General features: G+C 46.1%; 6 protein-coding genes. All 6 read left to right on the forward strand.

All coding sequences use genetic code 11. The features are described 5' to 3' along the window. Positions 1-95: 95 nt before the first annotated feature. The gene (gene rtxA, locus LGZ99_RS17420; protein WP_262979383.1) at positions 96-12,320 is read left to right on the forward strand and encodes an MARTX multifunctional-autoprocessing repeats-in-toxin holotoxin RtxA; all 12,225 of its coding nucleotides are present in this window, start codon (positions 96-98) and stop codon (positions 12,318-12,320) included. Positions 12,321-12,529: 209 nt separating this feature from the next. Further along, the gene (locus LGZ99_RS17425; RefSeq protein WP_023044700.1) at positions 12,530-12,751 is read left to right on the forward strand and encodes a type II toxin-antitoxin system prevent-host-death family antitoxin; all 222 of its coding nucleotides are present in this window, start codon (positions 12,530-12,532) and stop codon (positions 12,749-12,751) included. After that, positions 12,748-13,137: a type II toxin-antitoxin system death-on-curing family toxin gene (locus LGZ99_RS17430; RefSeq protein WP_262979384.1), complete on the forward strand. Its 390-nt coding sequence runs from the start codon at positions 12,748-12,750 to the stop codon at positions 13,135-13,137. The genes LGZ99_RS17425 and LGZ99_RS17430 overlap by 4 nt, the downstream gene beginning before the upstream one ends. Before the next feature lie 504 nt (positions 13,138-13,641). After that, positions 13,642-13,971 (forward strand): hypothetical protein, encoded by a 330-nt coding sequence (locus LGZ99_RS17435; RefSeq protein WP_262979385.1) that lies wholly within the window; start codon positions 13,642-13,644, stop codon positions 13,969-13,971. 125 nt (positions 13,972-14,096) lie between these two features. After that, positions 14,097-14,231 carry a hypothetical protein gene (locus tag LGZ99_RS17440; protein WP_262979386.1) on the forward strand — a complete coding sequence of 45 codons (135 nt, stop codon included), beginning with the start codon at positions 14,097-14,099 and terminating at the stop codon, positions 14,229-14,231. Positions 14,232-14,233: 2 nt separating this feature from the next. Further along, positions 14,234-15,276: VRR-NUC domain-containing protein (locus tag LGZ99_RS17445; RefSeq protein WP_262979387.1), on the forward strand; the 1,043-nt coding region annotated here is incomplete at its 3' end.

Here is a 15,276-nt window from a genome sequence, read left to right on the forward strand (position 1 = left end):
TGTTTCGCAGTAAATTAAATATTCAAAACAACCGCTGTATTTATCAAATACTGTGGTTTTCTGCTTAATCTCAACGATAAATTAAAGGATTATTTATGGGGAAATCATCAAATAGAAGTACAGAGTATTTCTTTACTGGAAAGTATCACGACGATAATGATGGTAATAATATTACTGCTATTGGTGTTGGGGGTGACGTTTATGCTTATGGCGGGGATGACAATGTTACGGTTGGTTCATTTAAAGTCGATGTATACCATACAAATGGTGAACTTTCGGTAAAAGGCGCGGCAGGTTACGCAGGTATTTGTAAAACGGGAAATGGCGGCCTGTCATTTGCGGGTGGGGCAGGCGCTGCTTTCATTGATCATACGGGTGAAACGGGGAATTTGTATTATTCGGGGGCTGCCGGCTATAACAAACTGGTTCGCAGAGGCTCATCGGGTAACACCAGTTTTAAGGGGGTGGGTGGATATAATGAATTATGGCATGAAACTGACCAGGGCAATTTGTATTTTGTCGGCGCAGGGGCAGCCAATGATATTGACCGTACCTGGTTTAACCATTATCAGGGAACTCAGGGTGATGTGACATTTGATGGCGCGGGTGCGGCAAACAACATTAGTTCCCGGATGGAGAAAGGTGATATCACTTTTCATGGTGCCGGCGCGGATAATCATATTGTGCGGAAAGGCAGAGAAGGCAGTATTATCTTACGTGGCGCAGGAGCATCAAACCGCATTGAACGTATACGCCACAGTGAGGATGTGTATGAACAGACTCGCGGTGATATCACTTTTGAAGGTGTCGGTGGCTATAATAAACTCTATTCCGATATTGCCCATAGTAATATTCATTTCTCTGGCGCAGGGGCTTATAACGAAATTACCCAGGCGGGTGTGGAAAATGAAATAGAGTTTGCTCAAGCCAAAGATATTGCCATGACATCGGCAACAATGGAGGGGAGTTGGATTGAGCAGCCTCAGCAAGTTAACGCGATTAAATCCACTATAGAGCCTGACACTTATCTGTTTGCATTTGCCAATGATGTTAATACCAAAGTTATTACCGTGCGGCTTCAGAATAATCCTGAAACAGGTAAGCTCCGTTATTACGCTGCTGCCTGGTATAAAACAGGTGATCATCTTAAGGATCTCGCTGCGGAAAATATCTCCGTAAATAATGGATTTGTTCCGATTAAAAACGAAGGTGCTATTAGTCTTTCCAATATCAACCTTGTACATCGGCAAACAACCACGATACATGGTGTCGAAGAAGATCTATTACCAAATAAATGGGTGATTTATTCTGGCGATACCAATGTTAAAGCGGAAAATGTCACACTGAGTGATGCCAAAATGGGAGGATATGCAATCTCTGCGGATGGTTCGAAAATTGATGTATCTGCGGTTAAATCAAACAGTCTGCCGAATACCTATGTGTATGCCGCCTTTTTGGAGCCCTATACCAAAGTGGTTGAAGTTAAACTGGCAAATGATTATGAAACAGGGAAACTGAAATATATTGCAAAAGCTTGGTATAAAAAGGGTGACTATACTGGCCGTTTAGCGAATGAAACATTTTCCTATCCTTATGGCTACAGATCAATCGGAGCGGGTTATACGTTAAATCAGCTTCACTATGATTTAAATGTTGATCACAGTACTCCTGAGCGTTTAGCTCGTCTTGAAGGTTATTCTGAACAAGATGTTACCAAATCATCAATAACCAGTGGTAATAGCTCTGGTGATATTTATTTTAGCGGTGCGGGTGGTGGAAACGTTATTACATCCAGCGTGACGCACGGTGATGTTAATTTCAATGGCGCGGGTGCGGCTAACGTTATTTTGCATAGATCAAAATTCGGTAATACGTATTTTGAAGGTGCTGGCGCCGCCAATGTCATTGTGAAAAGCGGTGAAGAGGGCGATCTGACATTTCGTGGGGCGGGTTTGGCGAATGTCCTTGTTCACCAGAGCCAATGGGGAGAAATGGATGTTTACGCTGGTGGCGCGGCAAATGTTCTTGTGCGGGTTGGTGATGGGCGATATCTGGCTCATCTTCTGGCCTATGGCAATATCTCGATCCATAAAGGCCATGGTAACAGCCAGGTACAGATGTTGGGGGGTTATAACACCCATACCCAAATAGGTCATGGCAGTGCGAACTGGTCAGGGGCAGGCGGTTTTAACGTCATCACCCAAGCAGGAAAAGGGGATATCTCCTCGGTATTTTTGGGCGGCGCTAACGTGCTGACTAAACTCGGTGCTGGTGATCTGGTTGCTGGTATGCTCGGCGGCGCCAACATTATCATCCATCTTAATGATGAAATTGAAACATCAGACACTACGGCGATAGCACTGGGTGGAGCCAATATCCTCACCAAAAAAGGGCCGGGTAATACACTGGCGGTAATGAGTGGCGGTACAAACGTACTGACTCACATCGGTGACGGCAACACGACCGGGGTCATGCTGGGGGGCGCCAATATCCTGACTAAAGTAGGCGACGGCAATACGACCGGTACCATGCTTGGGGTGGGTAACGTGTTTACCCATGTCGGTAACGATCAGACATTGGCTGTCATGGGAGCCGCCGGCAACATCTTCACTAAAGTTGGGGATGGCACTGCGATTGCGGCTATGCTTGGTGCGGGGAACATTTTTACTCATGTTGGCAACGGTGACGCGTGGGCGCTGATGGGTGGCATCGCAAACATCTTCACTAAAGTGGGTGATGGCGACGCATTAGCACTGATGATAGCCGCTGGTAACGTGTTTACCCATATTGGTGATGGCGCCAGCGTTGCCTTGATGCTGGCAAAAGGCAATATCGCAACCAAAGTGGGCAATGGCGTAACGCTGTCGGCAATGATTGGCAAGGCGAATATTTTTACCCATGTGGGTGATGGCAATACCTTTGCCGCCATGATCGGTGGGGCCAATGTGTTGACAAAGGTTGGTGATGATCTGACGGCTGCCTTGATGGTGGGTAAAGCCAATATCTACTCGCATGTGGGTGATGGCACCAGTATTGGCTTGTTTGTCGGTGAGCTGAATGTCATGACCAAAGTCGGTGAGGGTACAACTCTGGCGGCAATGTTTGGTCGGGCCAATATCATGACTCATGCCGGCAAGGGCTTAACCGGTGTTTTGGCGCTGGGCGAGGCTAATATTGTCACCAAAGTGGGTGATGATTTTATGGGGGTTGTCGCTGCGGCGAAAGCTAACGTCATCACGCATGTCGGCGACTCGACAACCGCGGCTGTACTGCTTGGCAAAGGCAATATACTGACGAAAGTGGGAGATGGCACGACAGTTGGCCTACTTATTTCCGATGTGGGTAATGTCATGACTCACATTGGTGATGGTACAACCGTGGGTTTCGCCAAAGGTAAAGCCAATATCATCACTAAAGTAGGAAACGGGACTGGGGTGAACGCCGTTTGGGGTGATGCCAATGTCCTGACTCAGGTAGGGGATGGCGATCGTTACAACTTTGCGAAAGGTAAAGCGAACATCATTGCCAAAGTGGGGGATGAGCAGGAAGTCACGGTAGTTCAGGGTGATGCCAATATCATCACTCATATCGGTAACGGTGATGATTACACGGGAGCTTGGGGCAAAGCTAACATTATCACCAGAGTAGGCGACGGGCGTAATGTGGTGCTGGCTAAAGCCGATGCAAACATTGTGACTCAGGTTGGTCACGGTGACAGCTTTAATGCGTTGTGGAGTAAAGGCAATATCATCACCAAAGTGGGTGATGGTATACAGGTTACCGCCGCGAAAGGCGAAGCCAATGTTACGACCACGGTGGGGAATGGCTTAAGTGTGACTGCCACGCATGGCGACCTTAATGTGAATACCAAAGTGGGTGACGGTGTTTCAGTTAACGTGGTGTGGGGTGAATATAACGCTAATACCAAAGTCGGAAATGGCCTAAATGTGGCGGTCATGAAAGGCGCAGGCAACGCCAATATCCATGTTGGTGATGGTCTGGGTATCAATGCCTCTTATGCCCGCAATAACGTGGCGATTAAGATTGGCAATGGTGATTTTTACAGTTTTTCTGTTGCAAAAAGCAACAAACTCTCTTCCCTCTTTGAGAATATCAAACAGACTGCGTTAGGTGTGGGAGGCAGTCAGGCGATCAACTATCTGGTTCAGGGTGATGAAGCTAACACGTCTGGGACACATAAAGGCAGAGGCGCAATTAACTTAGTGGAAGTTTCTGCAATTGATGGTTTTCAGATGGATGAAATTGCACCGGTAGATTCAGATTTAAGCAGTCATCTCAGTGGTTCTGTCACCGCGGTGGAAAGGCCTGATATTGATTCAATAGAAAGCGATTTGAATCGAAAAACAAGATCGGCGTCAAGCCAGAATGAAAACCTGATCGTCAATGGTAACTTTGAACAAGGTGGTTTGGGGTGGCAGTCAACCAATGATATTGAGGCATACAGCCCGGCGAGTGTTTATGGTCTTGATAATACCGGTTATGGCGAGCGAGTCAGTGAACTTGATGTTGATAAAAACACCATTATTTGGCAGGAATTGAAAAACTTATCTGAAGGCGAAGTGATTTCACTGACTTTTGATTTTGCGAGTCGTTTAGACATGGTGGATCGTGATCTGAGTGACAATGGAATAATGGTGTTGTGGAATGGTGAGTCTGTATTCTCAGCTTCTGGGGAGCGAGCTATATGGCATTCCCAAAAACTCGATTTAATGGCAAAAGCGGGTACTAACCGAATTGAATTTAAAGGTACGGGCCAGGATGATGGATTAGGCTATATCTTAGACAATATTGTTGCGAAATCTGAGACATCACTGATTATCAATGGTGACTTCGAACGAGGTGGTTTGGGCTGGCAATCAACCAATGATATTGAGGCGCATAGTTCAGCGACTGCTTATGGTCTTGATAATACCGGTTATGGCGAACGAGTCAGTGAACTTGATGTTAATAAAAACACCACTATTTGGCAGGAACTGCAAAATCTGTCTGAAGGGGAAGTGATTACACTGAGCTTTGATTTTGCCAATCGTCCCAATGCTTATCTCACCAACAATGGTATGCAGGTTTTTTGGAATAATGAAGAGGTATTCTCAACGTCTGGAGATGCAACGAGATGGCAAAATACAACACTGGAACTGACAGCAAAAGCGGGCGATAACCGAATTGCGTTTAAAGGAACCGGTTTGAATGATGGAATCGGCTATATTCTGGATAACGTTGTTGCGAAATCTAAACACCCACGACAAACCAATGCCGTCACCGAACACGCGAAGCAGGATAAAGCGGCGCAGAATGCGTTAAACGATAAAGAAAATGCCGAAAAAGATCGCCTGCTGCTGGAACAGGAAAAAGATAAGCAACTGGCAGCTATTGAAAAATCGCAATCACAATTGGAATTAACGGATCAGAAAGCCCTTAACCAAAGTGGGTTGACGCAGCATAATGCGATAAAAGCAGAAGCGCAGGTAGAAACTGACAAACTGATTTCCATGACTCAGAACCTGGAGGCGCTTGATGATTATGCGAATTACGACGGTGAAGCAAGTGACCCGTGGCGCGATCAATTTGCTGCCGAGTTTTTGGAACGTGTTCAGTATGAGTTGGATTACACCAAATTTATTGCCCAGAGAAAATTAGCAACTGCTCAACAGTATGTTACTGATAACCAACAACAAGTAGAACAAACGGTTGCGAAATCAGAAGCAGGCGTAGAAAAAAGTGAGCAGCATCGCGCCAGTGCAAAACAAGATATTGCCGACGCCCAGAAAAAAGCCGGGTTAAGAAAAGAAGAGGCGTTATCGCAGCAACAGCGGGCTGAAAAAGCTGAAAATGACGCTAACATTGCGTATCAGGACGCGAAAAAACGGGGTGAGCGCGATACGGCTACGGCTGAAAATAAAGTGGCTCAGGTACAAGCAGATGCTAAAGGCGCTAAACAGAGCGATTCCAGACCTGATCGCGCTGGGGCTGGTGGTAGTGGTTTATCTGGCAAGGCCTACGAATCAACAGGGGCAGGGGAAACCGGTAGCCATATAGATCCTGAAGCTATGCCGGAAGTTAAAGGCAAATTCTACAAAGGCTTGACTGAAGAAGAGCTACAAGCGCTGGCGGGCGCTAAACAAGCGATTAATCGTCTACAGATAAATGCAGGTGTTCGCGCAGCACATACCGGCGTTTTAGATACTTCAACGTTCGTCAAAGCACAGTCTGACAACATGGTGGCTCCAACCTTAAACAGCTCAGGTGAGTTTGTCAGAAGATCCCTGCGAATTTCAGGCGTTGATTTAGAATCGCTGGGGAATGATACGCAGGGGGGCCAACATAATTCGGTTATATTTGACAAACTAAAATTTAATTTATTGAAAGAAGGAAACAAGCTGTTTATCAATCCCGGAGTGGGAACATTAGGCCGGAAAAATCAGCTTAGCAAGGCGCTGATTGCTGTACGTGAAATTTTCAACAAAAAAATGATGCCTCATTTTGATGAAGAACATGTGTTGCAGTTTGAACAGGCACTTTCTCATTGGCAACAGCGTAACCCAGCGGAATTTGCCCTGCATAGCAGTCAAGTGGACTTAGTACGTTTTAAGATAGGCCGGATGATTGAGCACTTGCAGGCCCAGAGAGCCGAATCAGTTGGGATCCTTGGGATTACAGTGGCGCCTCAACATGCTGAACAACTTAGTCCGCAGATAATACTTGATGGTATTGGACGTGTTGTGGGTCTGAAAAGCGGCGTAACACAAGACGACATTGATCGCCTTATTGAATGGCAAATTACACCGTTGACCCGAACGAACTCAATTGCTCAACGGGAAGCGCCCAGAACCGAAAGTGAAAGTCTCATTGCTTTTATGAGCCGATTGGAAGAGGCAGATATCCCGGAAACGATGCCTTTGGTTGAACGGGCCAGAGAACTCTGGCTCACCGGGCAAGTGACATCCAAAAAAACCATCAGGTTATTTAATGACGCCGCCACTCAATTAAAGGCATACCCTGAGTTACATGCTTTGGTGCTTTCATTGCAGACTGATGCCCGCAGAAAAAAGGCAACCACCCAATATATTGATAACTTATTTGGCCGCCGTTTTGATTCAGAATTGGCCCATGCGTTGGTGAAAACCGTGTCACCGGATGCGATCGCGGCAGCCAGGCGGACAGGTCAATTCCTGGTGCAGGAGTTTGAACAATGGATGCAGAATACCTCTGTTGCACCCGTGCGTGATATTGCCATCAGAATGCAAGCCTTTGCCAATGTTATTCAAAAGGATGTTCGCCCCTGGTTCAGCCGGGTACCTGAATTGACGACATTCCTGCAACAGCCGACCTTTGATAACTTTAAAACCATGATGACCAAGGTGGATAACGGCTTTGAAATGATCAAAATACCGTTTCTGGCGGTAAAAATGTCGAACGTGGATGGCATGGGGTTGAGTTCATCTCAATGGAAAGCGGAAGGGGATATTTTCTATCGGGAGGAAATCTACAAGACCCGTTCGACCAGCAGTCAGTTAGCTAAATGGGCTGATGTAACACACACAGTGAAGATAACGGAGCAGAAAACCAATGATTACGGTATTGCGCTGCCTTACCAGCCATCGGGTGATCGGTACGAAGACTTTCTGTCTGGCAGGAAGGTTGCCGCAGGCAGAATTCTGACGCCCGGACATGAAACCGCGCTTGAACATAACGCGCTGGCGCAAGGACATTCCGTAGTGACGGGGGCCTCTGGTTCGACCAATATCATGGTTCACCTCAATAAATATATCGCCAGCCAAGATCCCACTTTCCCGGCGGATCAGGGATATCTGAATACATTGGTGTTCCTAGTGTTTGATGGCGGTCATTCTGTCAACGAGAGTCTGGTTATCTACAAAGCGTTGCAGGCGACGGGGGCTCAACGCAGACAGGTACTGCAAAACTACACCGCCAGTTATATGGACCTGATGGATATCGCCGGAGATAAAGGGAAACTATGGATAAATCAGGCAGTAAGCAGTGCTTTTGAGAAAACTCTGCACCTTTATCGGGAATATGCTTCAGAGAGAGGGCAGAGCGACTCTTCTGTGGAAGCCTTGCAAGCGTTATCGGACAAGCTATTGGGTAAAAAGAGAGCATCAGAGTCAGTGGTAACCGGAAATGACGGTACCCCGCCACGTGACGAAGAGCCTTTAAATCCGTTGACTCGTTTCTTTAACAACGAACTTCATGGCCTTAAAGAAGATCGCCGTCATATCAGTAATAAGACTAAGGCGGTACTGAATAATGCGGTTGCTAATGGCAAATCAAGCAAAATCACCCTAAAAGGCGGGCAGGGGCGTTTAACCGGATATTATCATCTGGGTGACGTAAAACCTGGCAGCCCTTCAACAACGGCAGCGAAAAAAGTGGTGCTTTTTATTCATGGTTCAGGTTTATCCGCTGAGGAACAAGCCAGTGCTATCCAACGTCATTATCAAAAGCAAGGTATTGATATACTTGCTATCAATATGCGTGGTTATGGTGGCAGTGATGGAGGGCCAAGTGAAAAAGGACTCTGTCAAGATGCCCGGACGATGTTCCGGTATTTGGTGAAAGATCGCGGAATTGATCCGGGTAACATCATCATTCATGGCTATTCCATCGGTGGGCCGGTTGCGGTTGATCTTGCTCGCTATGCGGCACAAAATAATCAGACAGTATCCGGTTTGTTACTCGACAGGCCGATACCGAATGTGGCCGAAGCCATAGCTGCGCATGAAATACCAAACCCTGGCGGCATCACAGGGGCATTGGCAAAAGCGATGAATGGGCAATTTTCAGTAGAAAAAAACCTTAAAGGTTTGCCGATTAATACGCCAATCATGTTATTGACTGACAATCAAGTTTTGGGCCATGAGGGGGAAAAGTTACGTGCGAAACTGATGGCTTCCGGTTACCACGTATCGGGTGAACAAACCTTCTATGGCCATGAAGAAAGCGGTGCTTTGATGAGTCAATATGCAGACAGAATAGTATCGACTCTCTCTGGTGTTCAAAATAAACATCGTGATGTGGTAAAGAACCTTACGCAAAAGAGTGAAGCCCGTGGAACCCGCTTTGATGGTCATATCATTATTCAGATGGAAAATGACCCGATTGTCGCGAAAGCCGTGATCAATCTGGCGGGGAAACACCCGAGGTCCAGCGTCATCGTTAAACTTGATTCCGACGGTAAATATCATGTTGTTTATGGTAATCCCGACCGATTATCAGGCAAATTACGCTGGCAGATTGTCGGTCATGGTCGCGATGAATCGGCCCAAAATAACACGCGTCTGGGTGGCTACAGTGCTGACGAACTGGCGATAAAACTGAAGCAGTTCAAACAGAACTTTAGCCAGGTGGGTAAACCTGAACGTATCAGTATCGTAGGGTGCTCACTGATTAGTGATGATAAACGGGATGGTTTTGCCTATCGTTTTATTACCGCCTTAAATGAACAAGGTATCCGTAGTGAGGTTTCAGCGCGTCGCAGTGAAGTTGCGGTTGACGCGACAGGCCGTAAATTTACCCGCGATAAAAATAATCAGTGGGTTAACAAGCTGGACGATAACAAACTGGTATTGCGCTGGAATGAACAGGGGGAACTGGCGACCAGAACAGAAAAAGTGCGTCGTGGCATTGCAGAAAGTGATATCAACCTCGCCAAGGTGGGGTACACAGAGGCTGATGCCGTGAGCAGAGGGACAATTGCGGATAACGTTAATGTTTTCACTGCACCGGGGAAGCGAAAAAACAGGATTGAAGTCAGCTCAAACCTTCAGTCGGATAAACCGCTGACTTACTCCGGCAACATTCAGGTGAACGTGGGTAACGGTGAATTTACCGCGATCAACTGGGGAACATCAAACGTGAGCGTCAAAATCGGGACCGGTGGATTTAAATCACTGGCTTTTGGTGACAACAATGTGATGGTTCACATTGGTAATGGCGACAGTAAGCACAGCGTCAATATCGGTGGCTATCAAGCGCTTGAAGGGGCGCAGATGTTTATCGGTAACCGCAACATCAGCTTCAATCAGGGCCGCAGTAATGACCTGATAGTGATGATGGACAAATCAATCCCAACGCCACCGTTGGTTAATCCATTTGATGGTGCTGTTCGTATTACAGGTGTACTGAAAGCCATTGCTCATTCTGGTGAAGAGCGGAATTGGTTGGCGGCACAGAATAGGCAGTGGACGCTGTCTGGCGCGAAGAAATTTGTGCGTGATATGTCTGGTCTGGACCAGACCAGCAGTGTGGACTACAAAACGTTGGTTGAGCTGGATTCTCAGCATGAGCGCAGTAGCCGTGGCTTAAAAAGTGACGCGGAAGCTGCACTGAACAAGAAATACAACCAATGGTTAAGCAGTCACGGCAACAATATTGATACGGGCAAAATGAGCCGTGCAGATAAATTCCGTCAAGCCAATGAAAAGTTGGCCTTCAATTTTGCGGTCGGTGGTCAGGGGGCGGATATTCAGGTCACAACCGGTAGCTGGAACTTTATGTTCGGTGACCATATACAATCGATTCTGGATACCAATCTAGGTTCACTGTTTGGTTTAATGACGCAACAATACTCGACAACCGGTATGGCGCGGACCACGTTTACCTATAATCCACGGGATTTACCGCGTCAGCTTAAGAACAAACTGCTTGGCCGATTAGCGAGTGTCAATGCGGATACCACCTTAGCGGATATCTTTGGTGTGGATTACACCGCGGAGGGGCGGATTGTTTCCCGCACTGGCGAGCGTGTTGATGGCAAGGCTATTTTGCAAGAGATGCTGTCAACTATTGGGGAATTCAGTGGTGATCAACTGAGAGCCTTTACTGATTTGGATAAATTAAATGATGGTTTAAAACAGAACATTAAGATGAATGCGGAAGGTGTGGAATCCTTTTTTGTGAGTCATGGTCTGAAAGAGAAAGCGCCTAATGAACATCAGGAAAAAAGGTCGCCGGTTGCCATTAACGGAGGGAAGACACCGGTTGATGACCAATCAGATCGTGCATTTGGCTTCAATTCGTTGAACCTGCCTAACCTGTTTGCGACGATATTTAGTGAACATAAGCAAGAAGAGATGAAATCATTAGTCACCAATTTGAAAAAGAATCTGACAGCAGATCTGCTCAACATGGAGCAGAAAACGTTTGATTTTCTGCGTAATAGCGGTCACTTGCAAGGGGATAGTGATATCCATGTATCGTTGGGAAACTATAACTTCAACTGGGGCGGTGATGGCAAAGATCTTGGTGCTTATCTGGGAGACAACAACAACTTCTGGGGTGGCCGCGGTGATGACGTTTATTACTCAATTGGCACATCCAACATCTTTACCGGTGGTGAAGGTAATGACCTGGGCGTCCTGATGGGACGTGAAAACTGGATGTTTGGCGGTAATGGGGATGACACTGCGGTGGTAGCCGGACGCATTAACTATGTCTTTATGGGTGAGGGTAATGACCAGACATTTGTCTTTGGCGAAAGTGGCTTTATTGATACCGGTAAAGGCCGGGACTACGTTGTGACTTCTGGCAACTACAACCAGATGGATACCGGGGAAGATCAGGATTACGCCGTGACCATCGGCAATAACAACCGGGTTGACTTGGGTGAAGGTAATGACTTTGCCAGAGTGTTTGGTAATGACAACCGCATTGATGGCAACGTAGGTAACGATGTGATTAAGCTGATGGGCTACCATGCGGTGATTAATGGCGGAGACGGTGATGACCACCTGATAGCGGCGGCCATTTCGAAATTCAGCCGGTTTGATGGCGGTGAGGGGCAGGATTCACTGGTGCTGGGGGGGTATCAAAACAGTTTCCTGGGCGGCGCGGGTGTAGACAGCTTTGTGGTCAGTGGTAAGGTGATAGAGAGTCAGGTTAATGATATCAGCGCAGAAGATATGATTGTCTTTAACGATGTTGACTGGCAAAACTTGTGGTTCCAGCGCAGCGGATATGATTTGGTGTTGTCAGTGAATCGTCATACTCAGGATGGAACTGAGCAGGGCATATTTGAGTCAGTGGGTTCCGTTACCTTTAATGATTACTTTAATGGCAATCGTGCCAAACTAGTGACTCAGATGGGGCGTAAGGACAGAACAGGAGCGCGTGAATTTACTGCGCTTTCAGACAACGCGGTTGATTCCTTGATTCAGGCCATGAGTGGTTTTTCCCCGACAGCGGGTGATAATGGTTTTATTGCAAGCCTGGACAGTAAATCGAAGGCTGCTATTACGACGGCGTGGACAGATACGACGATGGGAAAAGGGAAATTTGCCTGATTAATTTGCTATAAGTAAGTAAAAAAGTTGTTGTAAGAGTAAATAGCATACTTAAAGAACAACCATATTGTTGAAACAACAGAAACAAGTTGTTGTTGAGTATGCTATTGAATTTCCCGTTCATGGTCACTGTCGTGTCTGCATTGAGTACATTCAGTTTATTTTTGCCTGTGTTATAGTGTGTACATTTCAACTGTACAGGTGATTCTATGAAAATTATCAACTTCACGGATGCGAGGGCAAAACTGTCCGATGTTCACAAAACCGCGGTTGGCGGTGAGCCAGTGATCATTCGCCATAAATCATTTGGTAAAGCGGTACTCATTTCGGAGGCTGAATATCGTGAGTTTGCGGCCAATAAATTAAAGCAGGACGTAACGGCAATATTTGACGAATTTGATGCTGAACTTAGGGAATTGAGCGACCGATGATTTTCCATATTTCTCTTGATGAGATTTGTTATATCAGAGAAGAGTTGATTGATCGATATGGTGGCCTGCGTGGTGTTGTAGATATTGGTCGAGTTGATGCTGTTTTGTATCGTATTCAAGCATTGTGTGAATATGAAGCGTTGACCGACTTGTTTGAGATAGCTAGCTATTATCTTGTCGCCATTGCTAGAGGTCATGTTTTCGCTGATGGAAATAAGCGTACCGCTTTAACAACAGCGCTATTCTTTCTGAAAAAAAACGGTGTTATTGTTCAAAGAGCGCCGGAACTGGTGGAACTAACCGTATTAGCGGCCACTGGTGATAATGTGAGAGATAACATTGCTAAATGTTTCTTCCAAAATAGAATGAATAATGGTCTTTTGTAATTGATTGTCTATTTTTTTTCACTGGGTAATTAACAAAGAATTGATATTGTTTACCCAGTGAGGAAATAATGAATACTGCTTTTTCTGTTATTTAGCTGGTCAGTCTAAGTACGGTAATTACAGAAATCATCTATTATGAAGAAATAAATAAAGTGTTAAAAAAATCTACGCAGCTTACGTTAAGACGGTCACCGCATTCAAAGAGAAACACTCAAAGCATATATCGTCAGCCCCAATATACCTGATTAATATCTTGACACTTTTGAAGTTTTAGATTTCCCCCGTATTAAGCAAAAACTTGCGGCAATTTTTATTCATTCCACACGATGGATAGCGATTAATTAGCCATTTTATGTGATATTCATCACATTCTTGTCATGTTTATATGATAAATATCGTGATCTTGTGGTCATAACATTCAGAGGCCGAGATTCCCTGTTATTTATTTCCACACTACTCAGCTGGAAACGGTTTATTGTGCTCTCAAACGCCACGTATTAAGTGATGAGTGTTCCCCGCTTTCATTTTTTTACTGCGGAACAGGCTGGAACTGTTTTTGTATTCAGAGCCATAAAGTTGAAATACCGGCTCGATAATATGAAGAAGCGCGGCACGACGCTATTTAAAAGAGCTGAACGTGATTATGCGTTTAATGGCTGCTTGTGTTATCCCCGTTTCAGAATTAGGGTTCAATTATGTAAGGTTTCAAATATGGATGGATTAGTTTTCACCTGCCAAATTGGCGCACTGCCCCAAACAACCTTTCAGGTATCGCAATTTACCTTGCAGGAAGAGCTGTCACAGCTTTATAGCCTGACGTTAAAGGGGGGTTAGCTCACGTGATGATATTCCCCTGAATGACCCATTAGGGCGCAGTGCATCACTGACTATTACCTGGAATGGCGTTACCGAACGCACCATTAATGGTTTAATCGCTGGCGCTGAACAGGGCAATACCGATGGCCGTGCAGAGTGCGGCAGAGGAAAATCTGCAACTGAATTCACCGCAAGCAACACCCAAGCCGAAGAAAACCGTATACGAGGTCAGTGATAACGCGCCCGTAGAGTATGTTATGGAATTTATGGAGGAGTAAGTATGGCAATATCCAACAGCGGCAAGATGTGCCCTGCCGTCACATCAATCACCTGCACGATGGAAATCGGCGTCTTTCCCGCCGATGAAGATCCCTGTTATCTGGCGAAAAAAGCCGAATATGCCCTGCGTCTGCCGGCGATGATTATCACCAAACTGGGGGCTATTCGCTTTCTTAATCAAGTCATTATGAGTGGGTTGATTAAGGTTGAGGAGCTTAAACATGACTTCCTGTGGCCCTATAAAGCGGAAGTGGTGTTTGCTATCCGAGGAGAGCAAGATGTTCCCTTACCCATGCTGGCAACCAGTCAAAACTCTAAGCAACGTTATGGTAATAATTTACCGCAATCCAGTAATCCGTTTGCCCGGCCTTCTGCCAATGATATGGAAAAATTTGGCGTTCTACGTATTCGCCGCCCCGATATTATTCTGGTTAAAGATGAGGCTCTCCGCTGGCCGGGCAGAAATGCCACCTACTTCGATGGTTCTGTGCACCCTGATAATCTGAAAATGTTGATTGAGGTGAAATTTCCGGGGGATGATCTATCTGACGATCAAGAACAAGATTATATGCTAATTGCGACAGAAAAACGCTTTGGGGTGATGCGTGTCATAGATAATCGCACAGAGGAGCAAAAGCAGTACGATGAAGCGTGGCGAAAACATTATCAACCCGGTTCCCAACACTATAAAAATCCCATACCACTGGCCCCGCTGCCACCCGGTTCTCCTGATGATGAAGCTTTACCCATCCCGCCCGAAGAGGGTGTGCCGGGGACCATTCCTCAGCCGCTGACAAAAAAACTCCCGCTTCTCAGCACTTCTCCCTGGTCTTTTTTACCCAGCTATGAAGACTGGGTTGTCCTCGGGCAGGAGGTGGCTGGTCTGGCCGAAAATGGGTTGAATTATGTCCGCGACAGTACCCGGGAGCTCCTTGCCCAGTTTGATGCGTGGCTCAATCAAGCCGGCAAGTGGGTGTGTGAAGAAATTGTTGACCCGATAAGCCATCAGGTCAGCTACGCGTTTTCCTGGGTTAATGAACAAAC

The organism is Photorhabdus temperata, assembly GCF_025384845.1.
Classification (GTDB): Bacteria; Pseudomonadota; Gammaproteobacteria; order Enterobacterales; family Enterobacteriaceae; genus Photorhabdus; species Photorhabdus temperata.